This is a genomic window from Desulfovibrio mangrovi (assembly GCF_026230175.1).
GTDB classification, from domain to species: domain Bacteria; phylum Desulfobacterota; class Desulfovibrionia; order Desulfovibrionales; family Desulfovibrionaceae; genus Halodesulfovibrio; species Halodesulfovibrio mangrovi.
This window is the reverse complement of record NZ_CP104208.1, coordinates 3427470-3447134: the sequence shown is the minus strand read 5'-3', so window position 1 is coordinate 3447134 and position 19665 is coordinate 3427470. Positions and strand designations below refer to the sequence as shown.

17 protein-coding genes are annotated in these 19665 nt (G+C 59.9%); 3 read left to right on the top strand and 14 right to left on the bottom strand.

The features are described from left to right. Positions 1-35: 35 nt before the first annotated feature. From N1030_RS15375 to mutM, 3 genes are read left to right on the top strand one after another with little or no spacing between them, the layout of a single operon-like run. Positions 36-1301: a phenylacetate--CoA ligase family protein gene (locus tag N1030_RS15375; protein ID WP_265826396.1), complete on the top strand. Its 1266-nt coding sequence runs from the start codon at positions 36-38 to the stop codon at positions 1299-1301. Beyond that, positions 1292-2689 carry a ChaN family lipoprotein gene (locus N1030_RS15370; protein ID WP_265826395.1) on the top strand — a complete coding sequence of 466 codons (1398 nt, stop codon included), beginning with the start codon at positions 1292-1294 and terminating at the stop codon, positions 2687-2689. Before N1030_RS15375 ends, N1030_RS15370 begins: the two co-directional genes overlap by 10 nt. 23 nt (positions 2690-2712) lie before the next feature. Further along, positions 2713-3555 (top strand): bifunctional DNA-formamidopyrimidine glycosylase/DNA-(apurinic or apyrimidinic site) lyase, encoded by an 843-nt coding sequence (gene mutM / locus N1030_RS15365; protein WP_265826394.1) that lies wholly within the window; start codon positions 2713-2715, stop codon positions 3553-3555. Between the two features lie 86 nt (positions 3556-3641). Here mutM and hypF read toward each other — a convergent pair whose 3' ends face one another. The 14 genes from hypF to N1030_RS15295 form a co-directional block, all read right to left on the bottom strand. Then, the gene (hypF, locus tag N1030_RS15360) at positions 3642-5999 is read right to left on the bottom strand and encodes a carbamoyltransferase HypF (protein WP_265826393.1); all 2358 of its coding nucleotides are present in this window, start codon (positions 5997-5999) and stop codon (positions 3642-3644) included. Positions 6000-6186: 187 nt separating this feature from the next. Beyond that, positions 6187-6981 (bottom strand): substrate-binding periplasmic protein, encoded by a 795-nt coding sequence (locus tag N1030_RS15355; RefSeq protein ID WP_265826392.1) that lies wholly within the window; start codon positions 6979-6981, stop codon positions 6187-6189. Between the two features lie 363 nt (positions 6982-7344). Beyond that, positions 7345-8112 carry a tryptophan synthase subunit alpha gene (trpA, locus tag N1030_RS15350; protein ID WP_265826391.1) on the bottom strand — a complete coding sequence of 256 codons (768 nt, stop codon included), beginning with the start codon at positions 8110-8112 and terminating at the stop codon, positions 7345-7347. Between the two features lie 9 nt (positions 8113-8121). Next, the gene (trpB, locus tag N1030_RS15345; protein ID WP_265826390.1) at positions 8122-9315 is read right to left on the bottom strand and encodes a tryptophan synthase subunit beta; all 1194 of its coding nucleotides are present in this window, start codon (positions 9313-9315) and stop codon (positions 8122-8124) included. Between the two features lie 301 nt (positions 9316-9616). After that, positions 9617-10255, bottom strand: a complete 639-nt coding sequence (locus N1030_RS15340; RefSeq protein WP_265826389.1) for a phosphoribosylanthranilate isomerase — start codon at positions 10253-10255, stop codon at positions 9617-9619. Between the two features lie 36 nt (positions 10256-10291). Further along, complete coding sequence (locus N1030_RS15335; protein WP_265826388.1) at positions 10292-11053, bottom strand: indole-3-glycerol-phosphate synthase; 762 nt, start codon at positions 11051-11053, stop codon at positions 10292-10294. Further along, positions 11046-12041, bottom strand: coding sequence for an anthranilate phosphoribosyltransferase (gene trpD, locus N1030_RS15330; protein WP_265826387.1), 996 nt, complete (start codon positions 12039-12041; stop codon positions 11046-11048). The genes N1030_RS15335 and trpD overlap by 8 nt, the downstream gene beginning before the upstream one ends. A 10-nt stretch (positions 12042-12051) precedes the next feature. Continuing rightward, a complete protein-coding gene (locus N1030_RS15325; RefSeq protein ID WP_265826385.1) occupies positions 12052-12636 on the bottom strand; it encodes an anthranilate synthase component II in 585 nt (194 codons plus the stop codon). Beyond that, entirely contained in the window at positions 12617-14032 is a 1416-nt protein-coding gene (locus tag N1030_RS15320) for an anthranilate synthase component I family protein (RefSeq protein WP_265826384.1), read from the bottom strand. The genes N1030_RS15325 and N1030_RS15320 overlap by 20 nt, the downstream gene beginning before the upstream one ends. Positions 14033-14296: 264 nt before the next feature. Continuing rightward, positions 14297-15100: a prephenate dehydrogenase/arogenate dehydrogenase family protein gene (locus tag N1030_RS15315; protein WP_265826383.1), complete on the bottom strand. Its 804-nt coding sequence runs from the start codon at positions 15098-15100 to the stop codon at positions 14297-14299. Further along, entirely contained in the window at positions 15097-16422 is a 1326-nt protein-coding gene (aroA, locus tag N1030_RS15310; protein ID WP_265826382.1) for a 3-phosphoshikimate 1-carboxyvinyltransferase, read from the bottom strand. The genes N1030_RS15315 and aroA overlap by 4 nt, the downstream gene beginning before the upstream one ends. A 256-nt stretch (positions 16423-16678) precedes the next feature. Next, positions 16679-17848 carry a prephenate dehydratase gene (gene pheA / locus N1030_RS15305; RefSeq protein WP_265826381.1) on the bottom strand — a complete coding sequence of 390 codons (1170 nt, stop codon included), beginning with the start codon at positions 17846-17848 and terminating at the stop codon, positions 16679-16681. 2 nt (positions 17849-17850) lie between these two features. Further along, complete coding sequence (locus N1030_RS15300; protein ID WP_265826380.1) at positions 17851-18822, bottom strand: 3-dehydroquinate synthase II family protein; 972 nt, start codon at positions 18820-18822, stop codon at positions 17851-17853. 22 nt (positions 18823-18844) lie between these two features. Beyond that, positions 18845-19645 (bottom strand): 2-amino-3,7-dideoxy-D-threo-hept-6-ulosonate synthase, encoded by an 801-nt coding sequence (locus tag N1030_RS15295; protein ID WP_265826379.1) that lies wholly within the window; start codon positions 19643-19645, stop codon positions 18845-18847. Positions 19646-19665: the final 20 nt, after the last annotated feature.

The window sequence follows — 19665 nt, the reverse complement described above, 5'->3', positions numbered from 1 at the left end:
ATTGCGTCCAACCATTCCATACATGGAGTTTAACGATGACCCGTAAAGATCGCACAGAAGGTATTTACAGCCGTCGCGAGGTGCTCGACGAGAGCGAGCGCCGCCAATATTATCTCATTCAGCTGAAGGACCTTCTTTCCTACGCCTACCGCTATTCTGAAGACGTAAAGAAGCGTTTTGACCGCGCCCAGTTCCAGGTGGAAAAGTTCAAAACCCTTTCCGACCTCAAGCATATTCCCATTCTCAAGAAGAAGGAGCTCATCTTCCTGCAGTCCATGGGTCCGCGTCTCGGCGGCCTGCTGACCAAGGATCTTGGCGAGCTCAAGCGCATCTTCCTCTCCCCCGGCCCCATCTTCGACCCCGAAGATCGCGCCGATGATTACTGGGGCTACACCGAAGGCTTCTACTCCGCCGGCTTCCGTTCCGGCGACGTGGCGCAGATCACCTTCAACTATCACCTCGCTCCCGCGGGCCTGATGTTTGAAGAGCCCCTGCGCAACCTCGGCTGCGCCACCATTCCCGCCGGTCCCGGCAACGCCGCGACCCAGCTGGAAATAATGCAGAAGCTGCGCGTTACCGGCTACGTTGGCACTCCCAGCTACCTCATGCACCTTGCCCAGAAGGCCGAAGAAAAGGGCCTGAACCTGCGTAAGGACATGTTCCTCGAAGTGGCCTTCGTAACCGGCGAAAAGATTTCCGAGAAGATGCGTTCGCAGCTGGAAAAGAAGTTCGACCTGATCATGCGTCAGGGTTACGGCACCGCCGACGTGGGCTGCATCGGCTACGAATGCTTCCACAAGACCGGTCTGCACATCGCCAACCGCGCCTACGTGGAAATCTGCCACCCCGACACCGGCATTCCGCTGAAGGACGGCGAAGTGGGCGAAATCGTGGTAACGGCCTTCAACAAGACCTACCCGCTCATCCGTCTCGCCACCGGCGACCTCGGCTACATTGACCGTTCCCCCTGTGCCTGCGGACGTACGTCTCCCCGCATCGGTTCCATCGTGGGCCGCGTGGACACCACCGCACGCATCAAGGGCATGTTCGTGTACCCGCATCAGGTTGAGCAGGTCATGGCACGCTTTGACGAAATCAAGCGCTGGCAGATCGAAGTCACCAACCCCGGCGGCATCGACGAAATGATCCTCTACATTGAAGCCAGCAACTTCAAGCGTGAAGACGAGCTGCTGCACCAGTTCCGCGAGAAGATCAAACTGCGTCCCTCGCTCAAGGTGCTTACCCCCGGCTCCCTGCCTCCGCAAATCCGTCCCATCGAGGACAAGCGTATATGGGATTAACCGAAGGATTACGCAGCCTCACGGCTCTCTGTATCCTTGTTTTCCTGATCATTCTGGGCGGCTGCGCACATCAGGCGCAGCCGCCTACTCCTGACCCTTCGCCGTTTTCGCAAACCTTTGCGGAAGGCAGCCTGTTGGTTGCCAACGGCACCTCCGCCCCCCTGCTCCTTAACACCGCCGCCTTTGTGGAACGCACCCGCAACGCCGATTACATACTCATCGGCGAAGGGCATACCGTTCCCTGCGACCACCTCATGCAGTCGCGCCTCATGGAGGCGCTGGCCGACTCCGGACTCCGCTTCACCGTGGGGCTCGAGATGTACCCTGCCGACCACCAGCCCCTGCTGGACAAGGTGAACGCAGGAGCCGTCCCGTTTGAGCAGTTCGCCAACGCCACCAACTGGAAGAAGGCATGGGGCTACGACTTTGACCTTTACCGCCCCGTGTTCAAGACGGCCTACGCCCGCAAGCTGCCCCTGCGCGCCCTCAACGTGCCGCAGGCCATAGTGAAAAAGGTGAGCCGTGGCGGGGTTTCCAGCCTCTCTGAAGAGGAACGCGCCCAGCTGCCCGCCAAGATCATTCCTGCATCCGACGCCCAGCGCGCCGCCCTGCAGGAGATGTTCGACGCGCACCGCGCCATGGTGAACGGCACCATGACCAAAACGCCCGCCATGCCAGAGCAGAAGACAGACGCAGCAGCCAGGCCCGAGGCAAAAGCCAAGAGCGATGCCAGCGAACAGGCCGCAGCGCCCGCCAGCGGAGACGCAAAACCTGACGGTAGTAACGCGAAGCCCGCAGACGCCTCAGTTCCTGCTCCCAAGGATAAGATGACGGGCCGCATGGACCGCTTCTTCCTCATCCAGTCCCTGTGGGATACCGCCATGGCCGAGCAGGCCATCAAGGCCAGAGAAGAAACCGGCAATCCCGTTGTCATCCTCATCGGCGCAGGACACGTGGAATTCGGCTGGGGCATGGCCCATCGCATCCGCAAGCTGCGCCCCGAATCCAGCGTAGTTTTCGTCACCCCGTGGCGGGGCACCGAGCCCGTGGACCCGCTTGAGGCCGACATGCAGTACTACTGCCGCCTCACGCACCAGAGCCGCATGGGCTTCAGTCTGCTGCAGGTGGACAACGGCGCTCAGGTTATGGACGTGGTGCCCGATTCCCGCGCCGCCAAAGCCGGATTCATGAAGGGCGACATCATCACCGCCGCCAACGGCACGCCCGTGGACTCCATGTGGGTTCTGCACACAGCAGGACTTGCCGCCGCAAAGGCAGGCAAAAACCTTGTCTTCACCATCCTGCGCGACTCCCTGCAGATGGAACTGGTCATGCCTGCGGGAAAGACCGAGGCCCCCCCGACACAAGCAGTCCCCGCAGCCAACTGATACGTTGCCCGAAGAGATTCCCCATGCCCGAACTGCCGGAAGTGGAAACCATTGCCCGCGGCCTTGCCCCGCAAGTCGAACAGCGCACCATAGCCGCCGTTCATATCCTGAACGACTCCACGGTGGCAGGTCGGCGCAACCTGCTGGAGCATCGGGTTGCCGGATGCGTTGTCCGCCGTGTGCACAGACGCGGCAAGGTGCTGCTGATGGATCTGGAGGGAGCAAGCAAAGGGACGGCAGCTGAACAACCAACCACGCTCGCCTTCCACCTCAAGATGTCCGGCCGCCTGTTCGTGTATCCTCAGGGTAAGCCGCCCGCCACACATACGCGGCTAATCTTCGATCTCTCAGACGGCAGCCGTCTGTTCTTCGACGACACCCGCAAGTTCGGCTATTGCCGAGCACTGGCCGAGCAGGATTTTTCAGACTGGGATTTCTGGCAGAAGCTCGGGCCGGAACCTCTGGACATCAGCGAATGCGACTTCGTACAGCTGCTTCGCGACAGACGCACTCGCATCAAGGCGGCCCTGCTGGACCAGACCGTCATTGCTGGTATCGGCAACATCTATGCGGATGAATCCCTCTTCCGCGCCCGCATCAGGCCTGATACCGCCTGCAACAGCGTACCGGAAGCGAAACTCCGCACCCTGCATGGTGTGATACAGGCCGTGCTGCAGCAGGCCATCCGCGAATGCGGCTCATCCATACGGGACTATCGGGATGCGCACGGCGACGCGGGGGCCTTTCAGAACAGTTTTCTTGTCTATGGTAAAGCTGGCGAAAAGTGCACGGTGTGCGGCAAGAAGCTCAGCACCGCCAAGGTTGCGGGGCGGACGACCGTGTTTTGCGGGAAGTGCCAGAAGTAATCGGTGAAAAGACAACCAAGTTAGTACCGGCCAACAAAAAAGAGCAGGCATTTCTGCCTGCTCCCAAAAAACAGTCTCAGCCAACACTACCCCCGCAGCAGCATCTTCCTGCCCCACGCGGCCTGCCCCAACGAAATACACCCGTCATTGGGCGGCAACTGCGTATGCACCAGCGGGGTCAGTCCGCGCTCGCGCAACGCCTTGGGCAATTCAATGCTCATGGTCCGGTTCTGCATCACCCCGCCGGAAAGCCCCACGACCTCTATGCCCATGATTCCGGCCGCAGCAGCGGTCAACTCTGTCACGCCATTGATGAGCCCCACATGGAAACGGCGGGCGATAACGGATTCCGGCACCTCCATGCACCAGTCCATGTAGGCCTGCATGAACAGGGTGTGGGTATCCAGCACGGCGGGCTGGGCATCCGGCAGAATGGGGCACTCGTACCCATCTGTTACGGAAAAGTCCTGAATCTTTTCCAGCATGATAGCGGCCTGCCCTTCGTATTTCACGGTATGGCAAACACCGAGCATGGCCGCGATGGCATCAAAGAGCCGCCCGCATGACGAGGTCATGGGTGTGTTGATGCGCCGTTCCATGATCTGCGGCAGAAAGGACGCCGCCTTGGAATACTCTTCCCACCATGTCCAGATGCGCATGTCGGGCTCAAACGCGCCAAGCTCCCAGAGCAGGCCCTGCGTGATGCGCCACGGTTCGCGGATGGCAGCCTCGCCCCCCGGAAGCGGCATGGGCGCAAGCTGGCCGATGCGTTCATGCTCCAGCTCCGCATTGTCCACATAGAGCAATTCACCGCCCCATATGGTGCCGTCCTCGCCGTATCCCGTGCCGTCCAAGGCAAGGCCAAGAGCTGGCCCCTCATAACGATTTTCCGCCAGCACGCTGTGGATGTGGGCGTAATGATGCTGCAGGCTCAGCACGGGAATGCCGCGCTTTTTGGCGTAGCCCTCGGCAAAACGGGTGGAAAGATAATCGGGATGCAGGTCGCGGATCACGGCCTGCGGCTCCACCTGCAGGATGTCCGCAAGGTGGGAGGCTATCTCCTGATAAAAACCGTATGTCTCCAGATTCTGCATGTCGCCGATGTGCTGCGACACAAAGGCCTGCGCACCGCGCGTATAGCAGAGCGTATTCTTGAGTTCCGGCCCCACGCCGAGCACGCAGGGGCCGTCGCCCTCCAGAAACACGGGGCGCGGCGTAAACCCGCGCGCACGGCGGAAGAACTGCCGTTCTTCGGTTTCCGGATGCACGCGCACGACGGAATCGTCGGTACGGATGAGAATGTCGCGGTTATGCAGCAGAAAAAGATCGGCAATGCCGTGCAGGCGCTTCAATGCCTCACGGTTACCCAGCGCGATGGGCTCGCTGCTCATGTTGCCGCTGGTCATCACAAGCGCCGGAACCTGCCCCTCGGAAAAATCCCGCAGGAAGTGAAACAGCACATGGTGCAGCGGCGTATACGGCAGCATGATGCCCACGTAATGCGTATCCGGCATGACGGCAGGCGCCAGCGGGCTGTCTTCATGCACTCGGCACAGCACGATGGGCCGTTCCCTGCTTGCCATCTGGGCCGCCTCCGCATCGCTGACAATAGCCAGCCTGCGGGCCGCCTCCACGTCGGGCACCATAACGGCGAGAGGTTTGCCCCAACGGTTCTTGCGAGTGCGCAAGGCGGTAACGGCACTCTCGTTGGTGGCGTCGCAAGCCAGATGGAATCCGCCAAGTCCCTTGATGGCGGCGATGTGCCCTTTGCTCAAGGCCTTGGCGGTCTGGCGGATGGCCTCGGTATCGCGGCACACCTGCGCCTGCTCCGGCCCTTGCGCATCAGCGCTTTCCTTATCCGGCGTGGTCATCCAGACATGGGGGCCACACTCGGGGCAGGCATTGGGCTGGGCATGGAATCGCCGGTCCAGCGGATTCTCATACTCCTCACGGCACGAAGGACACAGCGGAAAACACGCCATGGACGTCTTGTCCCTGTCGTAGGGAATGGAGCGCGTGATGGTATATCGCGGGCCGCAGTTGGTGCAGTTGGTGAAGGGATACAGGTAACGCGGATTGCCCGGATCGAACATATCCGCAAGACAGTCGTCGCAGGTGGCCACATCTGCGCTGATGAGCACCGTATTGCCGTTGCTGCCCGTGCTGGCAATGATTACAAAAGCCTCCTCGCCTTGCTGCACAGGCATGTCTTCTTCCGTCCGGGACACCACATGTGCCAGAGGGGGCAACTTGTCGGTCAGGTCGCGACCGAACTGCTCGACGGCCCCGACCGCGCCCTGCACCTCAATAAACACCCCATCCGAGGTGTTGCTGACGATGCCGGTCATGGCGTTATCCAACGCGATGCGGTACACGAAAGGCCGGAAGCCCACTCCCTGCACCTGTCCCTGAATGACGAATTTGCGACGTATCATATCGGTCATGAAACAGACGATAGCCTAAGACAATGTCGGAGGGAAGCCTCTCACCATCACCAACCCATCGTTAAAGCATATTTTTTCTCTAACGCGCCGGATAAATCCGGCAGAAGGAAAAACAAAACGCCTGTCCGGTACGCAAATCGAAACGGACAGGCCCTGTTTTTGAGAGGTATAGCAAAATACCGTTGGCTTACTTATGCTGCTTGCCGGACTTTTCACCGACCTTGGGCGCAAAGTACGCATCGTTGATGCGCTTCAAGGTACCATCGCGCTTCATCTGCCGCATAACCCGCTCAAGTTCATCCACATGCTCGAAGAAAAGAGAATAGCGCGATACGCCCAAATACAGATCAACCTTGTTTTCCGGCCGGTAAACGGCTTTCTCCAGTTTATCCCCCAAACCTTGCTGCATGATTTCGTAATCAACCTGACAGTCAGTTCCCACAAACACATCCAGCCGACCGGCAAGCCCCATCCGTATCAGTTGCTCTTCCGCCACCACTCCCATCTTGTTCAATGATTTGTCTTCATCAAAGCGGGGAAAGTAGGCCGACCCGAGCACAAACCCCAGACGCTTGCCGTTGAGATCTTCATAGGTTCGGATGGAATCCCCCTGACCTTTGGGGGTATAGAATACCGTGGAGCACGATGAATACGGCGGCTCAATGTAATAAATATACAGCTCACGCTCAGGCCTGCGCGCAAGACCGGTCATGGCGTCCGCCTTACCCTGCTTCATCTGGGCAAGGCTGCGATTCCATGGCATCGGCTGATAATTCAGCCTGAAACCAAGACGGCCGGCCAACTCCTTCATGAGGTCAAAATCCAACCCGCTCATGGACCCGCTGGAGATCGTACGGTAAGGCGGCCAGTCATCAACCGGCAGCGTTACCTTGTGATGAATCCCCTCCTTGTCGGCAAGGGCCAATGCCCAAGACCCCAACACGGCGGAAATAATCAGAAAAATTGCCAACAACTGTTTCATAACGTTCATCCGAAGATATATTACTACTAGTTACTTATAATCCTTGCTCCCCCTCATGTCAGCATTTCTTTTCCAACAATCATTGCTGAAGCAAAGGAACAAGAAGCAGAGCAATCGACACAAGCCGTGTAACCTCCGCATTACACACCTTGAATTGCATACGCAGTTCCTCCGACGGAAACAGGTTGAACATGCCAGAGTTCTGTCCGGCATAGCCGCCCACAGGCATTGCCGGACAACAATTGATAAAACTATAAGGAACAGAAGAGAGTTACCGGCAAACTTCCGGTTGAAAATACATGAGACAAAAAAGCCGGTCCCCCGTTACGGAAACCGGCTTTAAGAACCTGTTTAAGGCAGCGCCTAGGCCCAGCGGGCCATAAACGCCTTCGCGCTGCCTGTTTCACGGATATGCGTGATCAGCGCACTGCCGAAGATGACTGCATCGATGGAATCGCCGAATACCTCAAGCTGTGCGGGCTCCTTGATGCCGAAGCCCAGCGCGATGGGCAGATCAAATGCCTCGCGTGCACGGGCCAGCGCATCCGCCAGTTCCGCAGGGAAGCTTTCGCGCGCGCCGGTGGTACCCAGCACCGAAACCACATACACATATCCCTTCGCAACAGCCGCATAGGCCTTCATGCGTTCAAGGTCGGTATTCAGGCCCACCAACGGGACAAGGGCCATACCCTTGCCTTGTAGAACCGCACGATAGGGGGCGTCCTCATCCAGCGGCAGGTCGGGGATGATGAACCCGGAAACGCCTGCAGCGGCAGCGTCTTCCGCCAGCTTCTCAAACCCGTACTGCAGGAAGGGATTCAGATAGCCCATCAGCACCAGCTCGGCCTGAAAACGGCCAGCACGGGCCTTCAGGCCGTTCAACAACCACTTGAGCGATACGCCCGCCTCCAACGCCTGAATGGAAGCCTTTTCCACTACGGGACCATCGGCGCAGGGATCGGAGAAGGGCACGCCCACTTCGATGATGTCCGCCCCGCCGGCATCCAGCGCCTCAAGGTGCGTCCAGAACTGTTCAAGGTCGGGGAACCCGCCGGGAATGAAGGGAATAAGCGCCTTGCGGCCGGCGGCGTTTGCCTTGCGGATACGTTCCGTCAGTTTTGAAGTCGTCATGCTGCCACCCTACCCTTTCCTGCCGTGCACGGGCTGTGCACCGAGGTGCTCTTCAATGATGTCCATGTCCTTGTCGCCGCGACCGGAAAGGTTGACGATGACGTTGGCCCCCTTCGGAATCCGGTCCCTGTTTTCCAGCACCCACGCAACAGCGTGCGAGCTTTCCAGCGCGGGCATGATGCCCTCGGAACGGGTAAGGGTCATGAAAGCCTTCAGCGCCTGCGCATCATTGACGGTGCCATAGTGGGCACGGCCGGAATCGTGCAGGTGGGCATGCTCCGGCCCGACGCCGGGGTAGTCCAGTCCCGCCGCAACAGAGTGCGAAGGCAGGATCTGGCCGTCCTCGTCCTGCAGCAGCATGGTCATCTGCCCATGCAGCACGCCGCGCGAGCCAAGGTTGAGCGGCGCAGAGTTGTAGCATCCCGGTTCGCCGGTGCCTGCAGCCTCCACACCTACAAGACGCACGGACTCGTCCGGCACAAAGGCATGGAACGCGCCGATGGCGTTGGAGCCACCGCCCACGCAGGCAACCACGGCATAGGGCAGCTCGCCCGTCTTTTCCAGAATCTGCTCACGCGCCTCGCGGCCCACAACGGACTGGAACTCGCGCACCAGCGTGGGGAAGGGGTGCGGGCCTGCCGCCGTGCCGAAGCAGTAGTGGTGCGTACGCTGCTCGGCAATCCAGTAGCGCAACGCCTCGTTGATGGCGTCCTTCAGGGTCTTGGTGCCGTTCTGCACGGGTACGATCTCCGCACCAAGCAGCTGCATGCGCCGCACGTTGTGCGATTGGCGGGCAACGTCCGTCGCGCCCATGAACACGATGCAGTCAAGGTCCAGCGCACGGGCCGCCGTGGCGGTGGCCACGCCGTTCATGCCTGCACCGGTCTCGGTCAGCATGGCGGGCTTGCCCATGTATTTGGTCAGCAGCGCCTGACCGAGAGTATTGTTGATCTTGTGCGAACCGGTATGGTTCAAATCCTCACGCTTGAGCCACAGGTTGAAGCCCAGTTCCTTCGACAAGGTCGGACAATGGGTCAACGGGCTCTTGCGGCCCACGTAGTCTCGCAGCAATGCCGAGAACTCGGCCTGAAACTCGGGGGAGGGAACTATGGTTTCAAGGGCGTGCTCCAGCTCGCGCAGCGGGGGAATAAGCAATTCCGCCACAAACTGGCCGCCGAAGTCGCCGAAGTATCCTTTTTTCATGATCTGCTCGTTTGCTGAAGTTTGAGAAGACCTGCGTCGTGGTTGAGTTGTTGTGCCTGCGGCGCCTCTGTACAAAGCGCTTCGCCAAGACCAAAGGGGAAACTCCCCTTTGGAACCCCTTTCACGTACAAGCCCGCCGTCTGCGTCAGACTGGCAGTGCGGACAAGCTCCCCACCTTGAAACAATGCACAAGGTGTGAAGCTACACAGCCTGTCCAACGACGGACGTATCTCGCTTATCAAGGTACAGGGCAGCGCCCTGCGCGCCGGAGACAAGATGCCTCGCCTCCGACGTTTCCCGTCTATCCCACCAGCGGATTATGAATCATGTCGAACACGGCCTTGAGCTTTTCTTCGCTCTTGATGCCGGGAGCGCTTTCCACACCGGAATTGAGGTCGATGCCGCAGGGGTTGCAGCCCATGATGGCCTGCTTGAGCGTATCCGGCCCAAGGCCGCCTGCGATGAACCACGTCTTGATGCCACGCAGTCCGGCAAGGAAGGACCAGTCCTGTACCTTGCCGTGGCCTCCGCCTGCGGAGCCTGCTTCCAGGAGATAGAAGCGGGAGTACGGGGCAAAACGCTCCATGTCCGCTTCCAGATCCTGCCGCGTGGCATACCGTTCCGGCCAGAAAACCTTCATGACGCGCGTCTTGCCCAATACCTTGCAGAATTCGATGTCCTGATCGCCGTGCAGCTGCGCCAGATTCAGACGGGCGTGCTGCATGATGCGCTTCACCTCGTCCACAGTCTGATCCACGAACACGCCGGTACGCATAAGCGAGGGCGTTTCAATGGCGCGCACCTTTTCCACGGTCATGTTGCGGGGGCTCTTCTCATGGAAGATGAACCCGATGAGGTCCGCATCATACCGCACACAGAGATCGGCATCGTGCTGGCTGGTTATGCCGCACACCTTAACGAAGATTTCCTTATCCAACATGATTTCCTGTTCTCCTTGCCTGCAACGGGGGCTTCCCTACGCAAGCAGGGCTTCCAGCGCCTTTCGCGGCGCGCCTCCCTGCATGAGCGCGGTGCCCACCAGCATTGCGTCGTATCCCAGAGACTCGACATACCGTCTGTGCTCCGGGGTGGATATACCGCTGGCGGCTATCCAAACTTCAGCTCTGCTACGGTCCTGCACCAGTCGCTCGCAAATGGCAAGGTCAGTTTGCAATGTATCCAGATTTCTGTTGTTCACCTGTATGATCCGCGAGCCTACCTCGCGGGCCATGTCCAGATCTCGTTCATCGAACACCTCCACCACCGCCTCCATGCCCATGGCATGGGTCATGTCCAGCAGTTCCCTGAGCAGTGCCGCGTCATCGAACATGCGCACGATGAGCAGCAGCGCGGATGCGGGTGTTGCTGCGGTGCGCGCGATCTGCAGGGGATGGAAGAGGAAGTCCTTGCGCAGCAGGGGCAACCCCGTAAAGGTCATGCGGTCCAGAAACCCAAGGTCGCCCTTGAAATAGACCTCTTCCGTCAGCACGGACAGGGCGGCGGCCCCGCCTTCCTGATACTGGCGCGCCACCTCTTCGGGAGACAGCCCCATCTCGATCTCCCCCTTGGAGGGGGACGCCCGCTTGTATTCGCAGATGGCCGCCAATCCTTCCTTCTTCAGCGCAGCGCTGAACGAAGGACGGGAACCCGCGAAAGGCGCGGGCATGGCCTTCTGCGCGGAAAGAGATTCAAGGGTGCGAATCTCTTCGGCCTTGGCGATGCGGAAACGCTCAAGCATGGATCACCTTCCCGCCGACACCGGCCATGACCGCCTCGCGCGCCATGATCATGCACTGCGCCAGTTCCTTGCCGTCTTCCAGCAGGTGCACGGCCACGCCCACGTTGAGAATCAGCATTTCCCGCATGGCTGCGGGGCCAGCGCCGCCCAGCAGTTCCTTCACCACGGCCAGCCCCTGTTCCTTACCGGTAACGACCAGCTCTTCGGGCTTGCAGGGAACAATGCCGCAGGCTGCGGGGTCGATGGTTGTCGCGCGGGTCTTCCCGCCTTCCACCATGATGACCTGCGCAGGCCCCATGGGAGTCAGTTCGTCGTACCCTCCGGCACCATGCACCACGGCCGCACGTTCGATGCCCGAAAGCGCCAGCGCGTCAGCCATGAGCTGCATGTACTCGGGACGGGCAACACCCAGCAGCTGATGCGTGGGGCGCGCGGGGTTGAGCAGCGGCCCGAGCAGGTTGAACATGGTACGCATGCCCAGTTCCTGCCGCACGGGCATGATGTGCTTGAACGCGGGATGGAAGTAGGGGGCAAAAAGAAACACGAAGTTGCGCTTTGCCAATTCCGCCCGAAGCTCCTGCGGCTCCTGCAGCATAGGCAATCCCATGCCGTCCACGATGTCCGCACTGCCACAGGAGGACGACACCGCCCTGTTACCATGCTTGGTCACCTGATAGCCCATGCCCGCCAGCGTCAGCGCCGTTGTCGTGGAGCAGTTGAAGCTGTTCTTGCCGTCGCCGCCTGTCCCCACGGGGTCTATGCGCTTGCCGGTAAGCCCCGTCACCAGACGGGCACGTTCCAGACACGCGGAAACAGCGGTGGCCATTTCCAGCGCGGTTTCACCTTTCTGCCGCAGTCCCATGAGGAAGGAGCCCGCCTGTACGGGACTCATCTCGCCATCCATGAGTCTGGAGAAGGCCACCGTCGCCATCTCTGCGGAAAGGTCGTTCCCCGCCGCCAGAGTTTCGAGAATCTCCACGGTTTTCACAGTAGCCTCCTTACACAATATTCTCAGGAAAATTCGCCAGCAGGGTCTCCCCTTCCGGCGTCAGTACCGATTCGGGGTGGAACTGCACACCGACCCACGGACGATCCTTGTAGCGCAGCGACATGACTTCAAGTTGCCCGTCATCCGTGTGGACGTGCGAGGTGGCTTCCAGCAGTTCCGGTGCCTCATGCACATTCACGATAAGGGAGTGGTAGCGGCCTATCTGCATGGGCGAGGCGAGGTTGGTGAACATGCCCGTGCCGTCATGCTCCAGCATGGAGGACTTGCCGTGCATGATGCGCGGCCCGATGACCACGCTGGCTCCGGCAAAGTAGCCCAGTATCTGGTGTCCCAGACACACGCCCAGCACGGGCACGGTCTTGGGCAGACGCTTCAGGAACTCAAGGCACAGCCCCGCGTTCTGCGGATTGCTGGGGCCAGGGGAAATGCACACCATTTCCAGCGTGCCGCTTTCCGCCAGCTCCAGAATGCGCGGATCGTCGTTCTTGTATACTTCCGGATTCCTTCCGATCTTCTGAAAGGCCTGCACCAGATTGAAGGTGAAGGAATCATAGTTATCTATAAGCAAAAACATCGCCGTCTCCCGTTCCGTTGATGGTGACCTTCAGAGCCCGCGCCTTGTTGTGGCATTCCTCCCATTCCTTCTCCGGAACGGAATCGTGCACGATGCCCGCACCGCACTGCCACTGCACCAATCCGTCACGCACCCACATGGTACGGATGAGAATGCCGGTATCCAGGTCGGCGTTGTCGTTATCAAGACTCATCCAGCCCACCGCACCGGCATAGGGACCGCGCTGCAGGGCTTCGATATCAGCGATGATCTCCATGGCGCGCACCTTGGGCGCACCGCTCACGGTGCCTGCGGGGAAGGTGGCGGCCAGCACGTCCAGCGCATCCTTGCCTTCCTGCAGCTTGCCCTTCACATAGGAGGTCATGTGCATCACGTGGCTGAAACGTTCCACCTGCATGTACTTGTCCACAGACACGGTACCGGGAGCGGACACGCGGCCCACGTCGTTGCGGCCAAGGTCCACCAGCATCACGTGTTCGGCCTGCTCCTTGGGATCGGCCTTCAGGTCTTCCGCAAGAGCGAGGTCTTCCGTTTCGGAAGCACCGCGCGGGCGGGTTCCCGCGATGGGGCACACTTCCACTTCACCATGACTGCTACGCACCAGCACCTCGGGCGAAGAACCGATAAGGCTCACGCCGGGCAGACGCATGAAGAACATGTACGGCGAAGGGTTGATCTGGCGCAGGCGGCGATACAGCACAAAGGGCTCGCCGGAGAACGAAGCCTGGAAACGGGTGGAAATAACCACCTGAATGGCCTCGCCCTGCCGGATGAGTTCCTTCACACGGTCCACGTTGCGCAGGTAGGTGGCGCGGTCCGGAATGGTGGTAATGGGTCCCACGTCAGGCGGCTCGGCCTTGCGCTCCACTGCGGAGCGGTCCATACGTACGTTCAGGCCGTCTGCCAGCGTGAGCAGACAGAGCTTGTTGTACAGATGGTCAAAGAGCACGACGGTGCCCGGCAGCACCAGGCAGGCTTCCGCGTTTTCCGGCGGTAGCACGTTGCGCAGCTTGGGCTCGAACATGCCCGCAGCGCCGTACCCGAAATAGCCGAACAGACCGCGTGCGATGGGCGGCAGCTTGTCAAAACCCTCCGCAGCCTCCACGGTCACGGCCTTGTTCACGGCGCGCACGCCATCCATGAAGTCCATGCCTTCATATTGCTTCAAAAAATCCAAACGTTTGTCGCGCGATGCGACCTCCAGCTTGCCTTCCTTGCAGCCGAGACGGAGCAGGAAGTTGAACCCGATCACACTGTAGCGGCCCCACCGGCCATCCACCTCGGCGCTTTCGAGCAGAAAACCCTGCCCTGAGCCCACCAGTCCGAGGAACAGGCTGATGGGCGTCTGAATATCCGCCGCCAGCCATTGGCCTGTCTGCTTGAGTAGTACGTTCATTCGGTTGTCTCCCTGACGTCCTGTTGTGTTTGTATCTATTCCGCTCCGGCGGTGGACTTCTTGTCCACATCCCGCAGGGACCAGCGGCCCCTGCCCCGAAAACGATGTCATCCTCTGTCGTTCCGGTCTTCGGTCTAGCGGGATGGGCATTCCGGTTCTTGCACCATATTGCTCTTATCCACGATTTTCCGAAGTGATAAAAAAACGCCGCGTTCCGGGAGGAACGCGGCGTTTGAGAACTCTGTACTCTATGCCAGTGGTCAGTTAATGACGCACCCCTCCCGTATCATTATTCTCACGCCACCACCAAAGAGCGCGCTCAACGAGCACGTTGATGTCGCCACCGGCGGCAATGTTCAGCATATTACGGAAGGAACGGACGGCGTTATGGGAGCTGGGATTGGCCTCAAACAGCCCTTCGAACAGCTCTGCGTCCTCAGTCATCATCTTCTTGGCGGCATCCAGACGACGCTGGAAGGAAGGCGTGAGATACGGCGTGATCTCTTCCTTGTGCGCCAAGGTGGCAAGGTAGGAAACGGTGGTGATGAAGTTCAACCCCTGAATGAGGGCGGCGGCTTCGTCATGCGCTTCCGCAGTGGTGCGGAAGGGTTCGCAGCCGATGCGTTCGAACAGCTCTTCCACCATGGCCGCATGCTTCTCGTCAGTCCCTTCAGCAGGGGTAACGGCAACACGCACCTCGTCCGCCTTCGGCTCGGGACCGAAGAGAGGATGAGTACCCACGATGGGGCCGTTGTAGGCGAGTTGCATCTGATGCATGGGTTGTACCTTTACCGAAGTTATATCCACCAACACCTGCGGAGGCTGAAGAATACCACTGATTTGTTGCAGAACAGTGACAAAGGCTGCCGCAGGAATGCACAGCAGTACCACACTCGCCCCTGACAGTCCAGCTGAAAGTGACGTATTTGTCAAAGGCTGGTCAAGCTCCGCAACCTCATAGCCCGCCGCACGGAAACGGTTGCAAAGCATCCGCCCCATGCGACCGTTGGACCCGATGACGGCAATCTTGCCGCCGCTAAAGTCGCCTTCAAAACCATCCGGACTCATGCGACCACCTTGCTCCACTTGCGCCAGAAGCTCGGGAAGGACTTGCCGACGCACTTGGGATCGTCCAGCTCAACCTTCACGCCTGCAAAGCCGAGCAGCGAGAGACTCATGGCCATGCGGTGATCGCCGTAGGTCTCGAACACCGTTCCCTCCGGAGCCGTGATGGACTCGCGACCGGCAGGATGCACGGTCAGGCCGTCCTCATGCACCTCCACCTTTATGCCGGCCTTGGCAAGCTGCGCGGCAGGACCGGCAAGGCGGTCACATTCCTTGATGCGCAGATGCGCCACGTTGGTCACGGTGGTGGGGCCTTCCGCATACGCGGCAACAGCCGCCACGGTGGGCACGATGTCGGGACAATCGCCCATGTCCACTGTAATACCCTTGAGCTTTGAGGGGTGAACCGTCACGGCGTCGGGCTCAATATCAACCTGCGCGCCCATGTCCTGAAGAATCTTCAGCATGGCCTTGTCGCCCTGCAGCGAGTCCGCCCGCAGGCCGGAAATACGTATGGGATTGGGACCGACAGCACCGGCACCGAGGAAGTAGGAGGCGTTGGACCAGTCCCCTTCCACACGGTAATCACCGGCACGATAGAAGCCCGGCTTGACAACGAAACGGGTCTTGCCCGGAATGACGTTGCGGATGGTGCGCCAGTCCTTTTCCACCCACTCGCCGTCTTCCAGCATTTCGACGCGGAATTTGTGACCGAACTCTTCCATGGCCTTCAGGGTCAGGCCCACGTAGGGCCAGCTCACGACCTTCTTACCGGTTACGTTGATGGTCAGGGTCTTGCCGAGCGGTGCAGCCAGCAGCAGACCGGACAGGTACTGGCTGGACTCGTCCATGCCTATGTTCACTTCACCGCCGGGCATGCCGTTGGTATCAATGATCACAGGGGGATAACCGGTCTTGCCTTCCCATTCCACGCCGATGTTCAGCATACGCAGGGCCATGACCAGCTCGCCGATGGGGCGTTCGTGCATGCGCGGCGCACCGTGAATGCGGAATCTGCCGAGCCCCGCCGCCACAATGGCGGTCATGAGGCGACAGGTGGTGCCGGATTCGGCCACATAGCAGGAAACAGGCTCATCGCGGCCGCCTGCGGGGGTACCCGCCACGCCGCTGATGGCGTAAAGGCCTTCGCCCAGCCGCTCGATGCGGGCACCGCAGGCCTGCATGATGTCCATGGTCCGCTTCAGGTCGTCGCTCTCAAGCACATTGGCAAGACGCGACTCGCCCACGCCCAACGCCGCACCGATAACCATGCGGTGCGAGACCGACTTGGACGATGGGGCTTCTACTTCAATCACTTTGCTCATGACATATTCCTTATAATGGGCGTGGCCTGCGGGCGATGGTTGAGGGCTGAGGATTTTTCGCTCCGCGGGCCAAAGGGCCAACCGGCCCTTTGGAAACCCGTTTACGTACAAGCTAAGTATCCGCGTCAAATTCAAGCGCGGTTCAATTTCCGTCAGGCTTAACGCCAGAGAGATGGGATACGCCGTAACCGCCCTCAGAAAACACGCGTCTCACGCTGCCTGAGGTACAGCATGCATTTCACAACATCACCCGCAGCTATTTGGCCTCGCCGGCCTTCGGCACGGACTGGAGGTTCTTTTCATCCACCCGTGCGGACACGTCGATATACGGTCCGGCCGGATAACTGCCCAGAATACGCAGGGACTGACAATGCCCGCGCAGTTCCTTGAGCAGGGCCTCATACTGCTCGCCGGTGAGGTCGGACTCCACGTCCACGAAAAAGACGTAGCGCCATTTTTCACCCCGCATGGGGCGAGACTCCAGCTTTTTCATGTTCAGGCCTTCCACGGCCATCACCTGCAGCACGCTGACCAGCGAACCGGGCTTGTCCGGCAGGGAGAACAGCAGGGAGGTCTTGTCCCGCCCTTCCCCGTCGGACGGCTTGGGCCCGATGATGACAAAGCGCGTCCAGTTGTCCGGCATGTTCTCTATACCGCGTGCAAGCACCTTCAGATCCAGCAGATCGGCAAGCTTGCCGTGCCCGATGGCGGCTGCGCCCTTCTCGTCGCGAACCCGCCGCGCGGCGGCCGCCGTGCTCTCGGTGGGCACGATCTGCGCGTTGGGCAGGTTCGCCCGCAACCAGCTTCCGCACTGCCCCAGAGGCTGGGGATGGGAATACACGGTGGTGATGTCCGCCAGTGAACTCTCGCGGGTGAGCAGACTGTGGCTTATACGGCAGAACAGTTCCGCCTGAATGTACAACTCGAAATCCAGAAACAGGTCGAGGCTCTGGCCCACGGAACCTTCCAGCGAGTTCTCGAGCGGAATGACCCCCAGCTCGCACTCACGGGAATGCACCGCGCGGAATACCTCGTGCAGATTCTTCTGGGGCAGGTATTCCACGGATTTGCCGAGGAACTCCACACCCGCAAAGTAGGAGAAGGTTCCCTCCGGCCCGAGGTAGGCAACGCGTTGCGGGCGCTGCAGGGCGCGGGAGGAGGAAAAGATCTCGCGATAGATGGCGTTGACATGCTCGAAGGGGATGGGGCCGGAATTCCCGCGCCGCAGGTTCTCAAGCACTTCCTTTTCGCGGAAGGGCTTGAAGATCACATCCTGCTTTCCACGCTTGAGCTTTCCCACCTCAAGGCTCAGCGAGGCGCGGTGGTTCAGCAGTTGGAGTATCTGCTGGTCCGTCTCGTCGATCTCGCTGCGCACCTCTTGCATGCGCGGATTGTCTTCGGTCTTGTCAGATATGGAATCGGGCATGGCTAGCCTTCCTTGATCTCTTCCTGAATACGCATGCCGAAATGGCGGCCTGCCACATCGGTACGCACCAGAATTTCGTCGCCTTCCTTCAAAGACACCACGCTGACGGGCGAACCGTTCTTGCGCACCACGCGGATGGTTTCCGCGTTCTGCAGGAACACTGCGCCTTCCACGTCGCCGACCTTGGCCTTGATGAGCAGCATGGGACGGACCTCTACCTTGCAACGTCCTATCGTTGCCAGAGAAGTGGAGCCATCGTGATTCACGATGAGCACCTCGTCGCCGGACGAAAGCTCTTCAAGGTAGGTGGTACGGTCGCCGGGCATCACCGCATAGGCGTGCACGGCACCGGCATTGATGCGGAAGGGCCGGGCGGCCACGTATTCGTTGCGCTCGGTCTCCGCATTGACAAGGAAGGTGAAGGCGCTGGAGTTCCCCACCAGCATACCCTGACCGGTCTTCATCACGGACATGGTGTCCACGCACACGCGATGTCCGAGACCTACGTTCTGCACGGTGGTAACGGTGGCGGGCACCAGTTCCAGCGTGCCCTGAGACAGCTTGAGTTCAGCCACGATCTGCTTCAGCTCCTCCACGCCTTCGGGGAGCACCACAACCGCGTTGACCCCGCGTTCAAGAATTCCCGCAGCCAGCTTCGCCTCATCAAGGGTCGCCACTTCCACGGTCACGTTATCGGACTGCGCCAGCAGGTTTTCAATGGGGATGATCTCCCACCCGCGCGCAATGGCAACATTCTCGCCCTTTACCAGACGGGCCGTTGCCTCCTCTTCATCCTTCTTGGATGCGAAGGCGATGACGGGCATGGCCTCTTCGGCAAGTACGGTGCAGCGTGCAAGGCTTTCCACCTTCTTCACGTCACCCGCGGCCACGATGATGGCATCCACACCGGATTCCAGAGCAAGCGTAATATGCTCCTTATTGAACGGGACGCTCTTGAACAGTACCTTTTTCATGATTTTTCCAAATTTGTAAAAACTAGTCTTCGCCAACTATTTCAATGGCCTGTTCAACATCCCAGTCTTCGTGGACAACACCGCGAAGCGCCTTGACCAGTTGTGGGGTACGCCTGTGCTGGAAAATGTTCCGGCCGACGGAAAGACCGGCACCACCAGCGCGTACGGAATCGTGCACCATCTGGATGAACTCGCGGGTGGAATCCATCTTGGGGCCGCCCGCGATAACGACGGGCACGCAGGTGGAATCGACCACGCGGGAGAAGGTGTCCATATCGCCGGTGTAAGGCACCTTGACGATGTCCGCACCAAGCTCCACGGCCACGCGGGCGCAGTGCGCCACCACGGTGGGATCGAACTGGTTCTGAACCTTGGGTCCGCGGGCGTACATCATGGCGAGCAGGGGAATGCCCCAGTCGGAAGCCTGCGCCGCAACCTTGCCAAGGTCGGCAAGCATTTCGCGTTCCGTATCGTCACCAAGGTTCACATGCACGGAAACACCGTCCGCGCCATGCTTGATGGCGTCTTCCACCGAGGCGGTCAGCGACTTGGCGTTGGGCATGGGAGACATGGAGGTAGAGCTGGAAAGGTGCACGATCAGGCCCACATCCTTGCCGCCTTCACGGTGTCCGCAACGCACAAGACCCTTGTGCATGAGAACGGCATCTACCCCCCCTTCGGCGATGCTGTTCACGGTCTCGCGCATGTCCACCAGCCCTTCGATGGGGCCGACGGTTACGCCGTGGTCCAGCGGCACGATGATGGTACGGCTGGTAAGACGGTTGAAAATACGCTCCATTCTGATCTTTTTGCCAATATGCATCTGAAATCCCTCGTAATATA

Bases quoted from the DNA above. Each gene is read 5' to 3' on its own strand.
- N1030_RS15375 (WP_265826396.1), top strand. From the start codon at position 36: ATGACCCGTAAAGATCGCACAGAAGGTATTTACAGCCGTCGCGAGGTG.
- N1030_RS15370 (WP_265826395.1), top strand. From the start codon at position 1,292: ATGGGATTAACCGAAGGATTACGCAGCCTCACGGCTCTCTGTATCCTT.
- mutM (WP_265826394.1), top strand. From the start codon at position 2,713: ATGCCCGAACTGCCGGAAGTGGAAACCATTGCCCGCGGCCTTGCCCCG.
- hypF (WP_265826393.1), bottom strand. From the start codon at position 5,999: ATGACCGATATGATACGTCGCAAATTCGTCATTCAGGGACAGGTGCAG.
- N1030_RS15355 (WP_265826392.1), bottom strand. From the start codon at position 6,981: ATGAAACAGTTGTTGGCAATTTTTCTGATTATTTCCGCCGTGTTGGGG.
- trpA (WP_265826391.1), bottom strand. From the start codon at position 8,112: ATGACGACTTCAAAACTGACGGAACGTATCCGCAAGGCAAACGCCGCC.
- trpB (WP_265826390.1), bottom strand. From the start codon at position 9,315: ATGAAAAAAGGATACTTCGGCGACTTCGGCGGCCAGTTTGTGGCGGAA.
- N1030_RS15340 (WP_265826389.1), bottom strand. From the start codon at position 10,255: ATGTTGGATAAGGAAATCTTCGTTAAGGTGTGCGGCATAACCAGCCAG.
- N1030_RS15335 (WP_265826388.1), bottom strand. From the start codon at position 11,053: ATGCTTGAGCGTTTCCGCATCGCCAAGGCCGAAGAGATTCGCACCCTT.
- N1030_RS15325 (WP_265826385.1), bottom strand. From the start codon at position 12,636: ATGTTTTTGCTTATAGATAACTATGATTCCTTCACCTTCAATCTGGTG.
- N1030_RS15320 (WP_265826384.1), bottom strand. From the start codon at position 14,032: ATGAACGTACTACTCAAGCAGACAGGCCAATGGCTGGCGGCGGATATT.
- N1030_RS15315 (WP_265826383.1), bottom strand. From the start codon at position 15,100: ATGAGTCCGGATGGTTTTGAAGGCGACTTTAGCGGCGGCAAGATTGCC.
- aroA (WP_265826382.1), bottom strand. From the start codon at position 16,422: ATGAGCAAAGTGATTGAAGTAGAAGCCCCATCGTCCAAGTCGGTCTCG.
- pheA (WP_265826381.1), bottom strand. From the start codon at position 17,848: ATGCCCGATTCCATATCTGACAAGACCGAAGACAATCCGCGCATGCAA.
- N1030_RS15300 (WP_265826380.1), bottom strand. From the start codon at position 18,822: ATGAAAAAGGTACTGTTCAAGAGCGTCCCGTTCAATAAGGAGCATATT.
- N1030_RS15295 (WP_265826379.1), bottom strand. From the start codon at position 19,645: ATGCATATTGGCAAAAAGATCAGAATGGAGCGTATTTTCAACCGTCTT.